The organism is Rhodococcus sp. YH1 (assembly GCF_009939605.1).
GTDB lineage: Bacteria > Actinomycetota > Actinomycetes > Mycobacteriales > Mycobacteriaceae > Rhodococcus > Rhodococcus aetherivorans.
The window spans coordinates 25,058-44,080 of the sequence record NZ_WVTE01000222.1; the positions used below are offsets into that span (position 1 = coordinate 25,058).

At 73.6% G+C, this 19,023-nt stretch carries 1 protein-coding gene and 1 pseudogene; both read left to right on the plus strand.

Annotation, left to right across the window (positions count from 1 at the left end):
* Nucleotides 1-66: 66 nt before the first annotated feature.
* Complete coding sequence (locus AIIKEEIJ_RS18125) at nucleotides 67-5,877, plus strand: amino acid adenylation domain-containing protein (protein WP_443217114.1); 5,811 nt, start codon at nucleotides 67-69, stop codon at nucleotides 5,875-5,877.
* 328 nt (nucleotides 5,878-6,205) lie between these two features.
* Nucleotides 6,206-18,922 (plus strand): annotated as a pseudogene (locus AIIKEEIJ_RS18130) (amino acid adenylation domain-containing protein); the annotation flags it as partial.
* Nucleotides 18,923-19,023: the final 101 nt, after the last annotated feature.

Genomic DNA, 19,023 nt, shown 5'->3' on the forward strand with positions numbered 1-19,023 from the left:
GGTGAACGGAGCCGGGATGCGCACGCGCGCAACGGCTCCGGAATTCGGAGGGGAGAGCCGATGAAGGTGATCGACCGAACCGTCCGCGGAAATCTCCGCGGTTCGCGCCGCCGGACGCCCACGGCACTGCTGCCGCACCTGCTGTCGGCCGCCGTCGAACGCGATCCCGGCGCGCCGGCGCTCACGTCGGAGGGACGCACCCTCACCTACCGCGATGCCGACGCCGAGTCGTCCCGGCTCGCCCGCCTGCTCATCGCGCGGGGAATCGGCCCCGAGGACCGCGTCGCGGTGCTGCTCACCCGCTCGATCCGGTCCGTTCTCGCCGTCTGGGCGGTCGCCAAGGCGGGCGCGGCGTTCGTCCCGGTGGACCCCCGCTACCCGGCCGATCGGGTCCGCTACATGCTGTCGGACTCGAACGCCCGCCTCGCCCTCACGGTGGCCGGGCACCGGCACGTCGTCCCCGAGGGGTTCGACACCGTCGTCCTGGACGGCGCCGAGATCCGGACGGAGCTCGACGCCTGCCCGGCCGACCCGCTCGCCTTCGTCGACCGGGTGCGGCCGCTGCGCCCCGACCATCCCGCCTACGTCATCTACACCTCGGGCTCCACGGGACAGCCGAAGGGCGTCGTGGTCACCCAGGCCGGGCTCGCCGCCTTCTGCGCCGAGCAGGTCGAGCGCTACCACCTCACCCCCGGCGCCCGCACCCTGCACTTCGCGTCCCCCAGCTTCGACGCGTCGGTGCTCGAGCTGCTGCTCGCCGTCGGTGCCGGGGCGACGATGGTCGTCGCCCCGCCCTCCGTGTACGGCGGCGACGAGCTGGCCGGACTGCTGCGCAGCGAGCGGGTCACGCACGCCTTCGTGACCCCGGCGGCCCTCGCCTCGGTGGAGCCCGCCGGCCTGGACGACCTCGGGGTGGTGGTGGTCGGCGGCGAGGCGTGCCCGCCGGACCTGGTGGCGCGCTGGGCGCCCGGCCGCCGGTTCCACAACGGGTACGGCCCCACGGAGACCACGATCATGACGAACATCTCCGGGCCGCTTCGGCCCGGCGAACCCGTCACGATCGGCCGGCCGATTCGCGGAGTCGCCGCCGAGGTCCTCGATTCCCGCCTTCGGCCCGTGCCGGCGGGCACGGCCGGCGAACTGTACCTGACCGGGCCCGGCCTCGCCCGCGGCTATCACGCTCGTCCCGGACTCACGGCCGCGCGCTTCGTCGCCGCGCCCGGTGGCGCCCGGAGGTACCGCACCGGTGACCTGGTGCGGTCCCCGCGCTCGGCCCGCGAGGGCATCTCGTATCTGGGCCGGAACGACTTCCAGGTCAAGGTGCGTGGCTTCCGCATCGAGCTCGGTGAGATCGATGCGGCGTTCGCCGCGCACTCCACGGTCGACTTCGCCGCCACCGTCGGTCACCGGGGTGCGACGGGGGACACCCGTCTCGTCACCTACGTGCACGCCGCCCCCGGTTCCGCGATCGACGCCGCCGCGCTCACGGCCTTCGTCGCCGAACGGCTTCCGTCGCACATGATTCCGTCGTCGGTGATCGCGCTGGAGGCCATTCCGCTGACGCCGGTGGGCAAGCTCGATCGCGCGGCCCTGCCCGAGCCCGAGATCGCGTCGGCCCCGTACCGGGCGCCGGCCACCGTCGCGGAGGCGGCCGTCGCGGAGGCGTTCGCCGACGTGCTCGGGGTGCCGCGGGTCTCGGTCGACGACGACTTCTTCGACCTGGGCGGCAACTCGCTGCTCGCCACTCGCGTGATCGGTCGGATCAGGGCGGCGCTCGACGTCACCGTCTCCGCCGCCGACCTGTTCGACGCCACCACGGTCGCGTCGCTCGCGGCCCGGGTCGAGGCCGCGCCGGCGGCCGCCCGCGGCCTGCTGCCGCGGCACCCGCGACCCGACCGGATCCCGCTCTCTCCCGCGCAGCAGCGCATGTGGTTCCTCAACCGCCTCGATCCGGACTCGGCGGTGTTCAACATCCCGCTCGCCGTGCGGCTGTCCGGCAGGCTCGACGTCGACGCGATGCGCGCGGCCGTGCGGGACGTCGTCGCGCGGCACGAGACGCTCCGGACGGTGTACCCCGAGGTCGACGGCGTCGGCGAGCAGCGCATCCTCGCCGTCGGCGACGTTCCGCTCGACCTCGGGCCGGAGGACGCGACCGACTCCGACGCCCCGGCCCGCCTCGCCGGCCTCGCGGGCAGGCGCTTCGACGTCACCGGCGAGGTTCCCGTCCGCGCCCGGCTCTTCCGGATCGCCGACGACGAGCACGTGCTCGCCGTGGTCCTCCACCACATCGCCGGCGACGGCTCGTCGCTGGGGCCGCTCGTCCGGGACCTCGTCACCGCCTACACCGCACGGTCGGCGGGACGGGAACCGTCGTGGGAGCCCCTGCCCGTCCAGTACGCCGACTACACGCTGTGGCAGCTCGACGCCCTCGGCGACGAGGACGATCCCCGGTCCGGGACGGCCCGGCAGCTGGCCTACTGGCGACGTGCGCTCGCCGGCATCCCCGAGCACCTCGAGCTCGCCACCGACCGGCCGCGCCCCGCGGTCATCGGCCATGCGGGCGAACGGGTCTCGGCGCAGATCGACGAGGCCACCCGCGACGCGATCGCGGCTCTCGCGCGCGAGCACGGCGTGACCCCGTTCATGGTGCTGCACGCGGTCCTCGCGGTGCTGCTCGCGCGGGTGTCGAACACCCACGACGTGGTTGTCGGCACCCCCGTCGCGGGACGCACGGCCCCCGAACTCGACGGCCTGATCGGCATGTTCGTCAACATGCTCGCCCTGCGGACGGACGTCGACGTCGCCGCGTCGTTCACGACGCTGCTCGGGCAGGTCCGCGACACCGATCTGCAGGCGTTCGCGCACGCCGACGTGCCCTTCGAACGCCTCGTCGAGGTGCTCGACCCGGTCCGGTCCACCGCGCGCCATCCCCTCTTCCAGGTCGGGTTCTCGTACCAGAACTTCGCCCACGACGCCCTCGAGCTGCCGGAACTGCGGATCGCCCCGGTCGAGAGCGATTCGTACGCAGCGCGTTTCGATCTCCACGTCACGGTGGTCGACCACGGTGCGGGCGGCGGCCCGGGCGGTTTCGACGTCGAATTCGGTTACGCCACCGACCTGTTCGACGCGCCGACGATCCAGCGCATGCTCGACCGGTACCTGCGGATTCTGCGGGCGATCGTCGCCGAACCCGACACCGTCGTCGGCGACATCGATCTGCACGACGCCACGGAACTCGCCGGGATGATGCGGGCATGGGAGGCCGAACAGGCCGACCTCACCGCCGGCCGGACCCTCGTCGACCTGTTCGACGAGCAGGTCGCGGCCACCCCGGACGCACCCGCGCTGGTGTTCCGCGGCGGCACCCTCACCTACCGGGAGTTCGACGAGCGCGTCACCCGGCTCGCCCGCCACCTCGTGGCGCAGGGAGTGGGACCGGAATCCACGGTGGCCCTGTGCATCCGGCGTTCGGTCGACCTCGTGGTGGCGATGTACGCCGTCGCCAAGGCCGGCGGCGCCTACCTGCCGCTGGATCCCGACCACCCCGCGGCCCGCAACGAGTACATCCTCGGCGCCGCGGCCCCGCAGTGCGTGCTGTCGACCACCGCCGACCGGGTCGACGCGCTGGCCGGGCGGACGGTGCTCGACATCGACCGCCTCGACCTGAGCGACGTCGATCCCGCGCCGCTCGGTGACGCGGACCGGCGGACACCGCTGCGCGCCGCGAACACCGCCTACGTCATCTACACCTCCGGATCGACCGGACGCCCGAAGGGCGTGGCCGTGCCGCACGAGGCGATCGTCAACCAGATCGCCTGGAAGCGGGCGCACTACGAGCTCGGCCCCGACGACGCGGTACTGCTCAAGACCGCCGCGACCTTCGACCTGTCGGTGTGGGAGTTCTGGTCCGCGCTCACCTGCGGGGCCCGCCTGGTGATCACCGCCCACGACGGGCACCGCGACCCGTCCTACCTCAACGACCTGATCCGCCGGGAGAAGGTCACGACCCTGCACGTGGTGCCGTCGATGCTCGAGGCGCTGCTCGAGGACTCGGCCGGCGAGCTGCCCGACACCCTGCGCCGCGTCCTCGCCATCGGCGAGGTGCTGCCCACCCCGACGGCGGAGCGCGCGCTCGGCGCCTCGAACGCGGACCTGGTGAACCTGTACGGCCCGACGGAGGCGGCCGTCTCGGTGACCGCGCACGCGGTCACCGCACTCGCGCACACGTCGGTGCCGATCGGCGACCCCATCCCCAACACCCAGACGTTCGTCCTCGACGAGCGGATGCACCCCGTGCCGCCGGGCGTGGCCGGCGAACTGTACCTGGCCGGGGTGCAGCTCGCCCGCGGGTACCTGGGCCGACCCGGCCTGACCGCCGAGCGGTTCGTCGCCAATCCGTTCGGCGTGCCCGGCTCACGCCTCTACCGCACCGGGGACGTGGTGCGCTGGCGCGTCGACGGTGACGACCCCGGCCGCGGCACCCTGGAATACCTCGAGCGCGCCGACTTCCAGGTCAAGGTGCACGGGTTCCGGATCGAACTCGGGGAGATCGAGGCCGCGCTGCGCGCCCTTCCGGCGATCCGCGACGCCGCGGTCACCGTCCACGGCGGGGACCGGCTGGTGGCCTTCCTGGTCCCGGCCGCCGGGCCGGTCGACGTCGCCCGGCTGCGCGCCGCGCTGGCCGAGACCCTGCCCTCCTACATGGTGCCCGCCGGCTTCGTCACCCTCGACGCGTTGCCGCTGAACCCGCACGGCAAGCTCGACCGCGCGGCACTCCCCGAGCCGGTGATCGCCCCGCGGAGCCACCGCCCGCCGCGCACTCCGCTCGAGACGGAGGTCGCCGCCGCATACCGGGAGGTCCTCGCGCCGGCCGGGGGAACCGATACCGGGGCGTTCCCGGTCGGCCTCGACGACGACTTCTTCGACCTCGGGGGGAACTCCCTCAGCGCCGTGCGGGTGATCGCCCGGCTGCGCGAGCGCACGAGCCTGCCGGTGTCGCTGCAGTGGCTGTTCCTCACGCCCACCGTCGAAGCCCTCGCCGCCCGGATCGAGGCATCCGCCGGCGATCCCGGTCCGGCCGATCACACCGCAGGGTTCGACGCGGTGCTGCCCCTGCGCCCGGGCGGTTCCGCCGAACCGGTGTTCTGCATCCACCCGGTGATCGGCCTGTCGTGGAGCTTCGCCGGCCTGGCCCGCCACCTCGACCCCGAGCGTCCCCTCTTCGGACTGCAGTCCCCGGCCCTGCGCGACGACGAACCGCTGCCCGAGAGCATCGACGCGTGGGCGGCCGACTATGCGGCCCGGATCCGGCATGTCCAGCCGGCCGGTCCGTACCACCTGGTCGGCTGGTCGCTCGGCGGCATCCTCGCCCACGCCGTCGCGGTCCGTCTGCGCGCCGACGGCGACGAGGTCGCCACCCTCGCCCTGCTCGACGCGCATCCGCCCACCGCGCCGACCGGGACCGCCCCCTCCGCGGTCACCGTCGCCGACCTGCTCGGCGCGATCGGAACCGACGTCGGGTCCGACGTCGCCCTGGCGGAGTTCACCCCCGCGCGGGCACTGGAGCTGGTCGCCGACCTGCCGGCCCCGTTCGACGCGCTGTCCCTGCCCCGGCTCGAACGCCTCTTCGAGGGCGTGCGCCTGTCCTACCGGCTGCTCGGCGAGCACCGGCCCGCCCGATACGACGGTGATCTGCTGTTCTTCGCCGCGGGGGAGGACGGAACCTCGGCCGCCCGCGCCGCGCAGCAGTGGCGGGCCCACGTCACCGGCACCCTGGCGGTCGAATCGGTCCAGGCCACCCACTGGAAGATGACGTCGCAGGAAGCCCTCGCCCGGATCGGTCCGGTGCTGGACCGCTGGATCGGGGGCGCCCGCTGACCCGTATCCTCCGTCGTCCTCCCGGCGACCGCGGCGGGTGATCCGCGGTCGACCGCCCGGTTTCGGCCGTAACGAAGCGCCCGACGCCCCGATGGTCTAATGGGGCTGGCGCGTGCCACCCTGCACTGTCGTGTGCAGAGGGCAGCGGCTGGGACGATGAGGGATACGCGAGGTGGATGATGCCTGGAGTGCACGCGCAGGACGACCGGCGACGGAGCACGCGGGGATGAGTGTCGACGGTTCGGGGGACCGACGACCGGACGAATCACGCAGCCGCCGGCCGGTCCGGCAGCGGCCCACACGCCGGCGCGGACCCCGCGTCGCCCTTCTGCCCCAGCTCCTGGCCGCCGCGGTCGAACGGGACCCCGGCGCACCCGCCGTGGTGTTCGAGGACCGCACCTTGAGCTACGGCGAGCTCGACTCGGCCTCCTCCCGGCTGGCGCGGCTGCTCATCCGGCGGGGGATCGGCCCGGAGGATGTGGTGGCGGTCGCCGTACCCCGCTCGATCGAGTCGGTGCTGTCGGTGTGGGCCGTCGCCAAGACCGGCGCCGCCTTCGTGCCCGTCGACCCGAACTATCCGGACGACCGCGTCCGGCACATGATCGACGACTCGGGCGCCCGGGCCGGCCTGACCCTCGCGGCCTCGGTGCCCGGCCTGCCCGGCTCCGTGCCCTGGATCGCCCTCGATTCCGCCGAGACCCGCACCACCCTCGCCGAGCAGTCCGCAGCGCCCGTCGCGCTCGACGACCGGGTCCGGACGCTGCGGGCGGAGCATCCCGCCTACGTGATCTACACCTCCGGTTCCACGGGCCGGCCCAAGGGCGTGGTCGTCACCCACACCGGCCTCGAGGGTTTCTGCGCCGAGCAGGTCGAGCGGTACACGCTGACCCCGGACTCGCGGACCCTGCACTTCGCTTCGCCCAGCTTCGACGCCTCCGTCCTCGAGCTGCTGCTCGCCGTCGGCGCGGGCGCCACCATGGTGATCGCCCCACCGTCGGTGTACGGCGGCGAGGACCTCGCCGAACTGCTGCGCAGCCGGCAGGTCACCCACGCCTTCGTCACGCCCGCCGCCCTGGCGTCCGTCGACCCGGCCGGGCTGGACACCCTCGGCGTGGTGATCGTGGGCGGTGAGGCGTGCCCACCCGACCTCGTCGCGCGATGGGCGCCCGGTCGCCGCTTCTTCAACGGCTACGGGCCCACCGAGACCACGATCATGACGAACATCTCGCACGCGCTGCAGCCCGGCGAGCAGGTCACCATCGGCCGGGCCGTCCGCGGGATGACCGCGCACGTGCTGGACGAGCGCCTCAACCCCGTCCCGGCCGGTGTCGTGGGGGAGCTGTATCTCGAAGGACCCGGCCTCGCCCGCGGCTACCACCGTCGCGCCGCGCTGACGGCCGAGCGGTTCGTCGCCGGGCCCGGCGGCACCCGCCTGTACCGGACCGGTGACCTCGTCCGATCGGGCGAGACCGGCCTGATCTACGCGGGGCGCAACGACTTCCAGGTCAAGATCCGCGGATTCCGCATCGAACTCGGCGAGATCGACGCCGCGCTGGCCGCACACCCCGATGCCGACTTCGCCGTCACGGTGGGACGGCCGACCCCGTCGGGGGAGGCCCGGCTGGTGTCGTACGTTCACCCCGTGCCGGGGGCGGTCGTCGACCCCGACGCGCTGACCGAGTTCGTCGCCCGCCGGCTGCCCGCGCACATGGTGCCGACCGTGATCGTGCCCCTCGACCGGATCCCCCTGACGCCGGTCGGCAAGCTCGACCGGGCGGCCCTGCCCGAACCGGAGCTGCCCGCCCACGAGTACCGCGCGCCCCGCTCCGCCGCGGAACACGCGGTGGCCGAGGTGTTCACGGAGCTGCTCGGCACCGAGCGGGCCGGGCTCGACGACGACTTCTTCGAGCTCGGCGGCAACTCGCTCGTCGCCACCCGCGCGGCCGCCCGCCTCGGGGAGCGGCTCGCCACCCGGGTCCCCGCGCGGCTGCTGTTCGAGGCGTCCACCGTCGAGGGTCTCGCCGCACTCGTCGAACCCTCCGTCGGGGAAGGAGCGCAGCAACCGCTCGTCGCCGGGCCGCGCCCCGACCCGATCCCGCTGTCGCTGGCACAGCAGCGGATGTGGTTCCTCAACCGGTTCGATCCGGCGTCGGCCGCGAACAACATCCCCGTCGCACTGCGCGTCCGCGGGGGGCTCGACGTCGATGCCCTGCGCCGGGCCCTCGCCGACGTCGTGGCCCGGCACGAGGTGCTGCGCACCGTCTATCCCGATCGCGACGGCGTCGGGTCCCAGCTGGTCCTCCCGCCGGAGCAGGCGGCGCACTCCCTCGACCCGGTGCCGACGCCGCCCGACGAGATCCCCGGAGCGGTCGCCCGGCTCGCGACGGCCGGCTTCGACGTGACCGCCGAGGTGCCGCTGCGGGTCGCACTGCTGCGGTCGGCCGACGACGAGCACGTTCTCGTCGTGGTCGTCCACCACATCGCCGCCGACGGCGCGTCCATCGCCCCCTTCGTGCGGGACCTGGTCACCGCGTACGTCGCCCGCACCGGCGGCGCGGCCCCCGCGTGGGAACCGCTCGCGGTGCAGTACGCCGACTACGCCCTCTGGCAGCGCGCGGTGCTCGGTGACGAGTCCGACCCCGCGTCGCCGGCCGCGCGGGAGATCGAGTTCTGGCGCGGCGCGCTCGCCGACCTCCCGGATCGGCTCGACCTGCCGACCGACCGGCCCCGCCCGGTGGAGGCGTCGGGCCGCGGCGCCACCGTCGACTTCGAGGTCGATGCCGCCCTGCACGAGGCGGTCGAGGCCACCGCCCAGGCGACCGGCACGTCCGCGTTCATGGTCGTCCACGCCGCGCTGGCGGTGCTGCTGTCGCGCCTGTCGGGCACCGCGGACATCGCGATCGGCACGCCCGTCGCCGGCCGCGGCGAGCGTGCGCTCGACGACCTTGTCGGCATGTTCGTCAACACCCTCGTGCTGCGCACCCGCATCGAGCCGGCCGCCACGTTCGCCGAACTGCTCGGCCGGGTCAAGGACACCGACCTCGCCGCGTTCGACAACGCGGAGCTGCCGTTCGAGCGGCTCGTGGAGGTGCTCGATCCGGTGCGGTCGACCGGGCACCACCCGCTGTTCCAGGTGGCGCTGTTCTTCCAGAACCTCGACCGTGCCGAGGTGACCCTGCCGGACGTGGAGATCGAGCCCGTCGACCTCGGCGGGGCCATCGCCAAGTTCGATCTGCAGCTGACCGTCTCGCCGCGGGAGGACGCCGGGAAGCCGGCCGGAATGTCGGCGCAGTTCACCTACGCCACAGACCTTTTCGACGAGTCCACGGTGCGGGATTTCGCCGGCCGCCTGATGCGGATGCTCGCGGCGCTCACCGCCGACGCCGGCCGCGTGGTCGGCGACGTCGACCTCCTCGACACCGCCGAGCGCCGCGCCCTCGCCGTCGGCAACGACCGTGCGGTGCATCCGGTCCGGGCGACCGGGCTCCTCGCCGCGTACCGGGACGCCGTCGCCCGCCACCCGGATGCGGTGGCCGTCGTCTTCGGTGACGAGTCGCTCACCTACGCCGAGTTCGACGCGCGCGTCAACCGGCTCGCCCGGCACCTCATCGGTCTCGGCGTCGGACCCGAAACCCTGGTGGCCCTCGCGATCCGGCGATCGATCGAACTCCCGGTCGCGATCTACGCGGTCATCGCGGCCGGCGGCGCCTACGTCCCGCTCGACCCCGACCATCCGGCCGAGCGGATCGGGCACATCCTGGCCACGGCACAGCCGGTGTGCGTCCTGAGCACCCGCGCGGACGCGGCGGACCTGCCCGGCACGGTCGCCCCCGTCCTGGTCGACGACCTCGACCTGCAGTGCTACGCGCCCGACCCGATCCGGGACGGCGAGCCGGCCGGCCCGATCCGCCCGGACACCCCCGCCTACGTGATCTTCACGTCCGGTTCCACGGGACGCCCCAAGGGCGTGTGCGTCTCGCACGAGGCCATCGTCAACCAGCTCGCGTGGATGGCCCACGAGTACGAGATCACCGGCGGCGACGTCTATCTGCAGAAGACCGCCACCACCTTCGACGTGTCGCTGTGGGGCTGGTTCCTGCCCCTGCGCGCCGGCGCCACCCTCGTCGTCGCCACCCACGACGGTCACCGTGACCCCGTGTACGTCGCCGAGACGATTGCCCGGCACGGCGTGACGCTGACCGACTTCGTGCCCTCGATGCTCACCGTGTTCGCCGCCCATGCGCCGGCCGGCACCTGCTCGACGCTGCGGCACGTGTTCGTGATCGGCGAAGCCCTGCCGCCCGAGACCGTCGACGCGTTCCGCCGGGTCTCGGACGCTGCGGTGCACAACCTGTACGGCCCGACCGAGGCGGCAGTCTCGGTGACCTACTGGCCCGCCGGTGACGAGCGGCAGAGCGTGCCCATCGGCGTGCCCGAGTGGAACGTGCGCGTGTACGTTCTCGACGGCCGGCTGCACCCCGTCCCGGTCGGCGTGCCCGGCGAGTTGTACCTTGCCGGAGGGCAACTCGCACGTGGTTACGTGGGCCGCCCGGACCTCACCGCGGATCGCTTCGTCGCCGACCCCGCCGGCGCCCCCGGCGCTCGCATGTACCGCACCGGTGACCTCGTCCGGTGGCGCCGCACCGCCGGCGGCGAGCCCGTCCTCGACTACATCGGCCGCACCGACTTCCAGGTGAAGTTCCGCGGTCAGCGGATCGAGCTGGGGGAGATCGAGACGGCTCTGCTCGCGCAGCCCACGGTCGGTCAGGCCGTGGCGCTCGTCGTGCCCACGGCCACCGGTGAGCAGCTCGTCGGATACGTCGTCCCCGCCCCGGGCGCGGCGGTCGAGAGCGCGCAGCTGCTCGGCGCCGTCAAGGAGATCCTGCCCGCGTACATGGTGCCGTCGGCGCTCGTCGCGCTCGACGCCTTCCCCCTCAACGCGAGCGGCAAGCTGGACCGCAAGGCGTTGCCGGAGCCGGTGTTCGAAACCCGCGGGTTCCGCGGGCCGCGCACGCCTGTCGAGGAGATCGTCGCGGGCATCTTCGCCGACGTGCTCGGCCTCACCCGCGTCGGTCTCGACGACGACTTCTTCACCCTCGGCGGGAACTCGCTCGTCGCGACCCAGGTCGCGGCGCGGCTCGGTGCTGCGCTCGACACCAAGGTGGCCGTCCGCGTGCTGTTCGAGACCCCCGAGGTGGAGGCTCTCGCGGCCCGCCTCGAATCCGAGGTCGGCCGGACCGGGCGCGTCGCCCTGCGCCCCCGGCCGCGACCGGAGGTCGTCCCGCTGTCCCTCGCCCAGCAGCGCATGTGGTTCCTCAACCGCTTCGACCCCGACTCCGCGGTGAACAACCTGCCGCTGGCCATCCGGCTCCGAGGTGACCTCGACGTCGGGGCGCTGCGCGCGGCGATCGACGACGTGGTGTTCCGGCACGAGTCGCTGCGCACGGTCTACCCGGAGGTCGACGGGGTGGCGCGCCAGGTCGTCCTGCCCACCGCGGATCCGGCCGCCGGACTGGAGCCGACGCCGGTGAGCGAGGCCGACCTCGCGGCCGCGGTCGCCGCCGAGATCGGTGCCGGATTCGACGTGACCACCGGAGTCCCGCTGCGGCTGAGACTGTTCCGGCTGTCCGAACGGGAGCACGTGCTCGTCGTCGTGCTGCACCACATCAGCGGCGACGGATTCTCGATGGGGCCGCTCACACGCGACGTGATGCTCGCCTACGCCGCACGGGCCGCCGGCCGGGAACCCGACTGGGCGCCGCCGGCGATCCAGTACGCGGACTACGCGCTGTGGCAGCGGGAGGTTCTCGGCGCCGAGGACGATCCCCGGTCGGTGCTCGCGCAGCAACTCGGCTACTGGCGCAGAACGCTGTCCGGGATCCCCGACCAGCTCGACCTGCCGGCGGACCGGCCCCGTCCGCCCGTCGCGTCGAACCGCGGTGCCGTCGCCGGCTTCTCCGTGGACGCCGGCACGCACGCGGCGCTGACGGCCCTCGCCCGGGAGCACGGCGTCACGCTGTTCATGGTCGTCCACGCGGCACTGGCCACTGTGCTGGCGCGGCTGTCCGGCACCGAGGACATCGTGATCGGCACGCCCGTCGCCGGGCGGGGCGAGGCCGAACTCGACGACGTCATCGGCATGTTCGTCAACACCCTGGTGCTGCGCACCCCGGTCGGCCCCGGCGACACGTTCGCCGCCCTCCTCGCTCGCGTCCGCGAGACCGACCTCGAGGCGTTCGGCCATGCCGACGTGCCGTTCGAGCGCATCGTCGAGGTCCTCGATCCGGAACGGTCCCAGGCGCGGCACCCCCTGTTCCAGATCGCGCTCAGCTTCCAGAACCTGGCGCGCACCCGCCTCGAACTTCCGGGCCTGGCCGTCGAACCGGTCGACTTCGCCTTCGACCAGGCGAAGTTCGATCTGCAGGTGACCGTCTCGGACGTGGTCGCCGAGGACGGTGCGCCGGGCGGGCTGTCCGTGGCGCTGACCTATGCGACCGACCTGTTCGACGCCGGCACCATGGAGGCCTTCGCCCAGCGGTTCACCCGGGTGCTCGCGGCGGTCGCCGCCGATCCGGCCACGGTGGTCGGGGACATCCCGCTGCTGCCGGACGAGGAGCGGGCCGTCGTGCTCGAGGCGTGGAACGCGCCGGGCACCCGCGCCGCCGGCGAGACGCTCGTCGACCGGTTCCAGGCGCAGGCCGGCCGGACCCCCGACGCGGTCGCCGTCACCGCCGGCGACCGCAGCCTGACCTACGGGGAGCTGGCGTCGCGCGTGAACCGCCTCGCCCGTACCCTGATCGACCGCGGAGTGCGGCCGGACAGCCTCGTGGCCGTGGCCCTGCCGCGCACCGAGGAACTCGTCGTCGGACTCCTCGCCGTGCTCCAGGCCGGCGGTGCCTACCTGCCGTTGGATCTGACGTATCCGGCGGACCGCCTCGAATTCATGCTCGCGGACGCCGCTCCCGTCTGCGTGCTCGTCTCCGGCACCGATCGGGAGGCGCTGCCGGACACCGCCGTCGAGGTGATCGACGTGTCGGCGCTCGATCTGTCCGCGGTCCCCGGCGCACCGGTCGGCGACGACGAACGACGGGCCCCGCTGCGCGTCGACAACCTCGCGTACGTCATCTACACGTCCGGCTCCACCGGCCGTCCCAAGGGCGTGCAGGTTCCGCACCGGACGGTCCTCGAACTGTTCGAGAACACGTGGCCCGCCTTCGAGTTCGACGAGCGGGACGTGTGGACGATGTTCCACTCCTACGCGTTCGACTTCTCCGTGTGGGAACTGTGGGGACCGCTGCTCTACGGTGGCCGGCTCGTCGTCGTCGACCACTACACCTCGCGCTCGCCCGAGGACTTCCGCGCCCTGCTGGCCAGGGAACGGGTGACGGTGCTCAACCAGACCCCGTCGGCGTTCTACCAGCTCGCCGAGGCGGACCGGGCGGCCGCGGAACACGGCGACGAGACGGGCCTTCCGGCACTACGGCATGTGATCTTCGGTGGTGAGGCGCTCGATCTGCGGCGGCTCGCCGGCTGGTACGCCCGGCACGCCGAGGACGCGCCGCGTCTGGTCAACATGTACGGCATCACCGAGACCACCGTGCACGTCTCGCACCTGCCGCTCGCCGCGGCCGACGCGGGACTCGCCGCGAGCGTGATCGGCCGTGGCATCCCCGGGCTGGGCATCTACGTCCTCGACGCGCGCCTGCAGCCCGTTCCGGTCGGCGTGCCGGGGGAGATGTACGTGCGCGGAGCGCAGCTCACCCGCGGCTACCTGGGACGCGCCGACCTCACCTCCGGCCGGTTCGTCGCCGATCCGTTCGGCGCGCCCGGCACCCGCATGTACCGGACGGGCGACATCGCCCGCTGGAACGCGCGAGGACAGCTCGAGTACGCCGGACGCAGCGACTCCCAGGTCCAGTTGCGCGGCTTCCGCATCGAACTCGGCGAGATCGAGGCCGCTCTCACCGGCGTCGCCGGTGTGGCGCAGGCCGTCGCGGTCGTGCGCACCGACGAACGCACCGGCGACCGCCTCGTCGGCTACGTGGTGCCGCGCGCGGGACACGACCTCGAGCCCGCGACGGTCCTGGACTCGGTGGCCCGGTTCCTCACCGGATACATGGTTCCCGACGCGATCGTGGTGCTCGAGACGCTGCCGCTGACCGCGAACGGCAAGCTCGACCGCAAGGCTCTACCCGCTCCGATATTCAAGGGCGACAAGAGATTCCGTGCTCCCGGCACCCCCACCGAGGTCGCGATCGCCGCGGTCTTCGCGGAGGTCCTGGGCGCGGAGCGGATCGGTGCCGACGACTCGTTCTTCGCGCTCGGCGGCGACAGCATCGTTTCGATCCAGCTGGTGTCGCGGGCGAAGGCCCGCGGTGTGGTCTTCACCCCCCGCGACGTGTTCGAACGCAAGACCGTGGCCGGGCTCGCCGAGGTCGCGCGCGTCGGTGCGGAGGCGGCGGTACCCGCGCTGGCCGAGCTTCCCGGCGGCGGCGTCGGCGACATGCCGTTGACGCCGATCGTCCGGTTCATGGTCGAACGCGGCGGCCGATTCGATCGCTACACCCAGACGCTCGCGCTGGAACTGCCGGCCGGCATCGACCGCGACGGCGTCGTGGGAACCCTCACGGCCGTCGTCGACCGCCACGACATGCTCCGGGCGCGCCTGCGCCGCAACGGCTCCGGCGACTGGGAGCTGTCGACCACGCCGCCGGGCAGCGTCGACGTCGACGCGCTCGTCGCCCGCATCGAGGTCGCGCCCGGGACCGACGAACAGGCGCTCGCCGACCTCGCCGCGCGGGCACTCGACGAGGCCGAGTCGCGGTTGCGGCCGGCCGAGGGCGTCGTGCTGCAGTTCGTGTGGCTCGACCCGGGCGCGGCGCGCACCGGGCGGCTCGTCGTCGTCGCGCACCACCTCGTCGTCGACGGCGTCTCCTGGCGCATCCTCGTTCCGGACCTCGTCACGGCGTGGGCGCAGCTGTCGAACGGCGGACGTCCGGAGCTTCAGCCGGTCGGCACGTCGTTCCGGCGCTGGGCGCACGCCCTCGCCGAGACCGCGGTCCCGGCCCGTGCGGCCGAACTCGGGCTGTGGCGCTCGATCGTCGACGGGCCCGATCCGATGCTCGGCGCGCGCCCCTTCGATCCCACCGTCGACCTCGCCTCCACGGTGGATAAGGTGCGGATCCAGGTCGATCCCGCGACGACCGACGCGTTGCTGACGACGTTGCCCGCACGGTTCCACGGGGGCGTCAACGACGCACTGCTCGCCGCGCTGGCACTCGCCGTCGCCCGGTGGCGCCGCGACCGGGGCGTCGCCGAGCCGTCGGCGCTGGTCCGGCTCGAGGGGCACGGCCGCGAGGAGGAGGTCGTCCCCGGCGCGGACCTCGGCCGCACCGTCGGCTGGTTCACCACCATCTACCCGGTCCGGCTCGACCTGTCCGGGGTGGATCTCGACGACGCGTTCGCCGGGGGCCGCGCCGCGGGCGCCGCGATCAAGGCCGTCAAGGAGCACCTGCGCGCCGTTCCGGACAAGGGCATCGGCTACGGGCTGCTGCGCTATCTCGATCCGGCCGCCGGCCCCGTGCTGCGGGCGCTGCCGTCCGGGCAGATCAGCTTCAACTACCTCGGCCGGATCGACGCCGGCGAGATCCCCGAGGGCGCGGCCGGTCTCGGCTGGCTGCCCGCCGGGGACCTCGGCGACCTGTCGGGTCGCGACGACGCCGACGCGCCCGCGATGGCCACGGTCGACATCAACGCCGTCGTGATCGGCGGCCGGCTCGGCGCGAACTTCGGATACGCGAGCGGTCTGCTCGACCGCGGCGACGTCGAGGAACTCGCGCAGCTGTGGGTGCGCGCCCTGGAGGCGCTCGCCGCCCACGCCGCCCGGCCCGACGCGGGCGGTCTGACGCCGTCCGACGTCCCCCTCGTGCACGTCGGCCAGAGCGACCTCGACACGTGGGAGACGCGGTACCCCGCCCTGGTCGACGTGTGGCCGCTCGCCCCGCTGCAGTCCGGTCTGCTCTTCCACGCGATGCTCGCCGACGGCCGGCCCGACGTCTACACCACCCAGGTGCTGCTCCACCTCGCGGGCCGGGTCGACGTGGCCCGGTTGCGCCGGGCGGCGGAGGCACTGCTCGAGCGGCATCCCAACCTGCGCACGGCGTTCGTCGCCGGCGAGTCCGGCGAGCCGGTGCAGCTGGTGCTCGACGACGTCTCCCTGCCGTGGCGCGAGGTCGACGCCGTCGGCGCGGACGGCTCCGACCTGGAGGCGATGGTGCGGGCGGACCAGGACGTCCCGTTCGACATGGCCGCCCCGCCACTGATCCGCTTCCTCGTCGTGCGCACCGCCCCGGACGCGTGGACGCTGGCCGTCAGCAGCCACCACATCCTGCTCGACGGGTGGTCGATGCCGCTGCTGCTGAAGGACCTGCTCACCCTCTACGCGACCGACGCCGATGTGACGATCCTGCCGCGGGTGCCCGCGTATCGCACCTACCTGGAGTGGTTGGCCGCGCGCGACCACGACCGGTCCCGCCGGGCCTGGGCGGACGCGCTGGCCGGCCTCGAGGAGCCGGCCATGCTCGCCGAGGTGCTCGGTGACGGCGAGGCGGGAGCCGTGGGCGGCGCGGAGCACCGCGTCGCGATCGACGCCGACACCACCGCCGCGCTGACCGAGTACGCGAGCCGGCTCGGCGTCACCGTCAACACCGTTCTCCAAGCGGCCTGGGCCGTGCTGGTGGCCCGCTCCACCGGCCGCGACGACGTGGTGTTCGGAACCACCGTCTCCGGCCGGCCCGGCGGGCTCGAGGGTGTCGAGTCGATGGTCGGGTTGTTCATCAACACGATTCCGGTGCGCGTCCGCCTCGACCCGGACATGGCGGTCGACGCGGCGCTGCGTGCCCTGCAGGCCGAGCAGGCCGACCTGCTCGACCACCACCACATCGGGCTGGCGGAGATCCAGCAGCTCGCGGGGACCGGCGCGTTGTTCGACACCCTGCTCGTGTACGAGTCCTATCCGATCGACCGGAGCGGCCTCGAGCAGGCCAGCTCGATCGACGGCATGACCGTCGCCGGCGTGAACACCCGGGACGCCACCCACTATCCGCTCACGGTGGTGGCCACGGCCGAGGAGTCGCTGGCCTTCGGGTTCAAGTACCGCCGGGACGCCTTCACGGCCTCCGCCGTGCAGAACCTCGCGCAGCGCTACCTCCGGGTGCTCGGCGGCCTCGTCGCCGGGACGGCCGGCACGACCGGGCAGCTCGAGATCCTGGGCGACGCCGAGCGCGACGATCTCGTCCGACGGACCGGACGCCCGGCGGAACCGGCCGTGCCGCTGGCCGACCTGCTGGCCGCGGCCGCCGCCCGCGACCCGCAGTCCACCGCACTGTCGTACCGGGGTCGCGAGCTGACCTACGCCGACCTCGATGCCCGCTCGTCGCGGCTCGCGCGTCTGCTCATCGCCCGCGGCGTCGGGCCCGAGGACGTCGTGGCCGTGGGGCTGACCCGGTCCTTCGAGTCCGTGATCTCGGTGTGGGCGGTCGCGAAGACCGGTGCCGCGTACGTGCCGGTCGATCCCGGCTACCCGGTCGACCGGGTCGTGCACATGGTCACCGACTCGGGGGCGCGGGCGGGAGTGACCGTCGCCGCCGAACGCACCGGCCTGCCCGACACGATCCCGTGGGTGGTGCTCGACGACGAGGAGGTCGAGTCCGAACTCGCCGTGCTGTCGCCCGCGCCGGTGACGGACCGTGACCGGGCGCGTCCGCTGCATGTGGACAACCCCGCCTACGTCATCTACACCTCCGGCTCCACCGGGCTGCCGAAGGGCGTGGTCGTCACCCACACCGGCCTGGCCAACTTCGCCGCCGAACAGCGCGAGCGTTACGGCCTCGGACCGGCCACCCGGGCGCTGCACTTCGCGTCGCCGAGCTTCGACGCCTCGGTGCTCGAACTGCTGCTCGCGGTCGCGCCCGGGGCCACGCTGGTGATCGCACCGCCCACCGTCTACGGCGGCGCGGACCTCGCGGAACTGCTGCGTCACGAACGCGTCACCCACGCGTTCGTGACGCCCGCGGCACTGGCGTCGGTCGATCCCGCGGGCCTCGACGACCTGCGGACCGTCGTGGTCGGCGGCGAGGCGTGCCCACCGGAGCTCGTCGCGCGATGGGCGCCGGGCCGGGCGTTCCACAACGGGTACGGGCCCACCGAGACCACCGTCATGACCAACATCAGCGATCCGCTGACCCCCGGCGGGCCGCTCACGATCGGCGGGCCGCTCCGGGGCACGCGCTCGCTCGTCCTCGACGACCGGCTCCGGCCCGTGCCGGTCGGGGTGGCCGGCGAGCTGTATCTGTCCGGCGTCCAGCTGGCACGGGGGTACCACGCCCGGCCGGCGCTGACCGCGTCCCGGTTCGTCGCCGATCCGTACGGCACCGGCAGCCGCCTCTACCGCACCGGCGACGTCGTGCGATGGACCGGGGCGGGCGAGATCGAGTACGTGGGCCGGTCGGACTTCCAGGTGAAGGTCCGCGGCTTCCGGATCGAACTCGGGGAGATCGACGCCGTGCTCCGCCGTGATCCGGCGGTCGACTTCGCCGTCACCGTCGGACGGACCTCCGAGGCGGGCGTCGTGCGGTTGGTCTCGTACGTGACGGCGCGGCCGTCGGCGACCGTCGACACCGCCGCGTTGCTGGCCTCGGCGGCGAGGGCGCTGCCGGGACACATGGTGCCGTCGGCGATCGTCGCCCTCGACGAGGTCCCGCTCACGCCGGTGGGCAAGCTCGACCGTGATGCGCTGCCGGAACCGGACACGGCAACGCGGCCGTACCGCGCCCCGGAGACCGATGCGCAGCGGGCCGTCGCGGACATGTTCGCCGAGGTGCTCGGCCTCGACCGGGTCGGGCTCGACGACGACTTCTTCGAACTCGGTGGCAACTCCCTGGTGGCGACGCAGGTCGTCGCGCGCCTGCGGGACGCGCTCGGGGTGGAGGTGCGGGTGCCCTGGTTGCTCGCGGCGCCGACGGTGGAGTCGTTCGCCTCCCGGATCGGCGGCGACGACGCCGGCGGGGACGCGGCGCTCGCCGTGGTCCTGCCGCTGCGCGCCGGCGAGCCCGACGTGACCCCGCTGTTCTGTATCCATCCGATGAT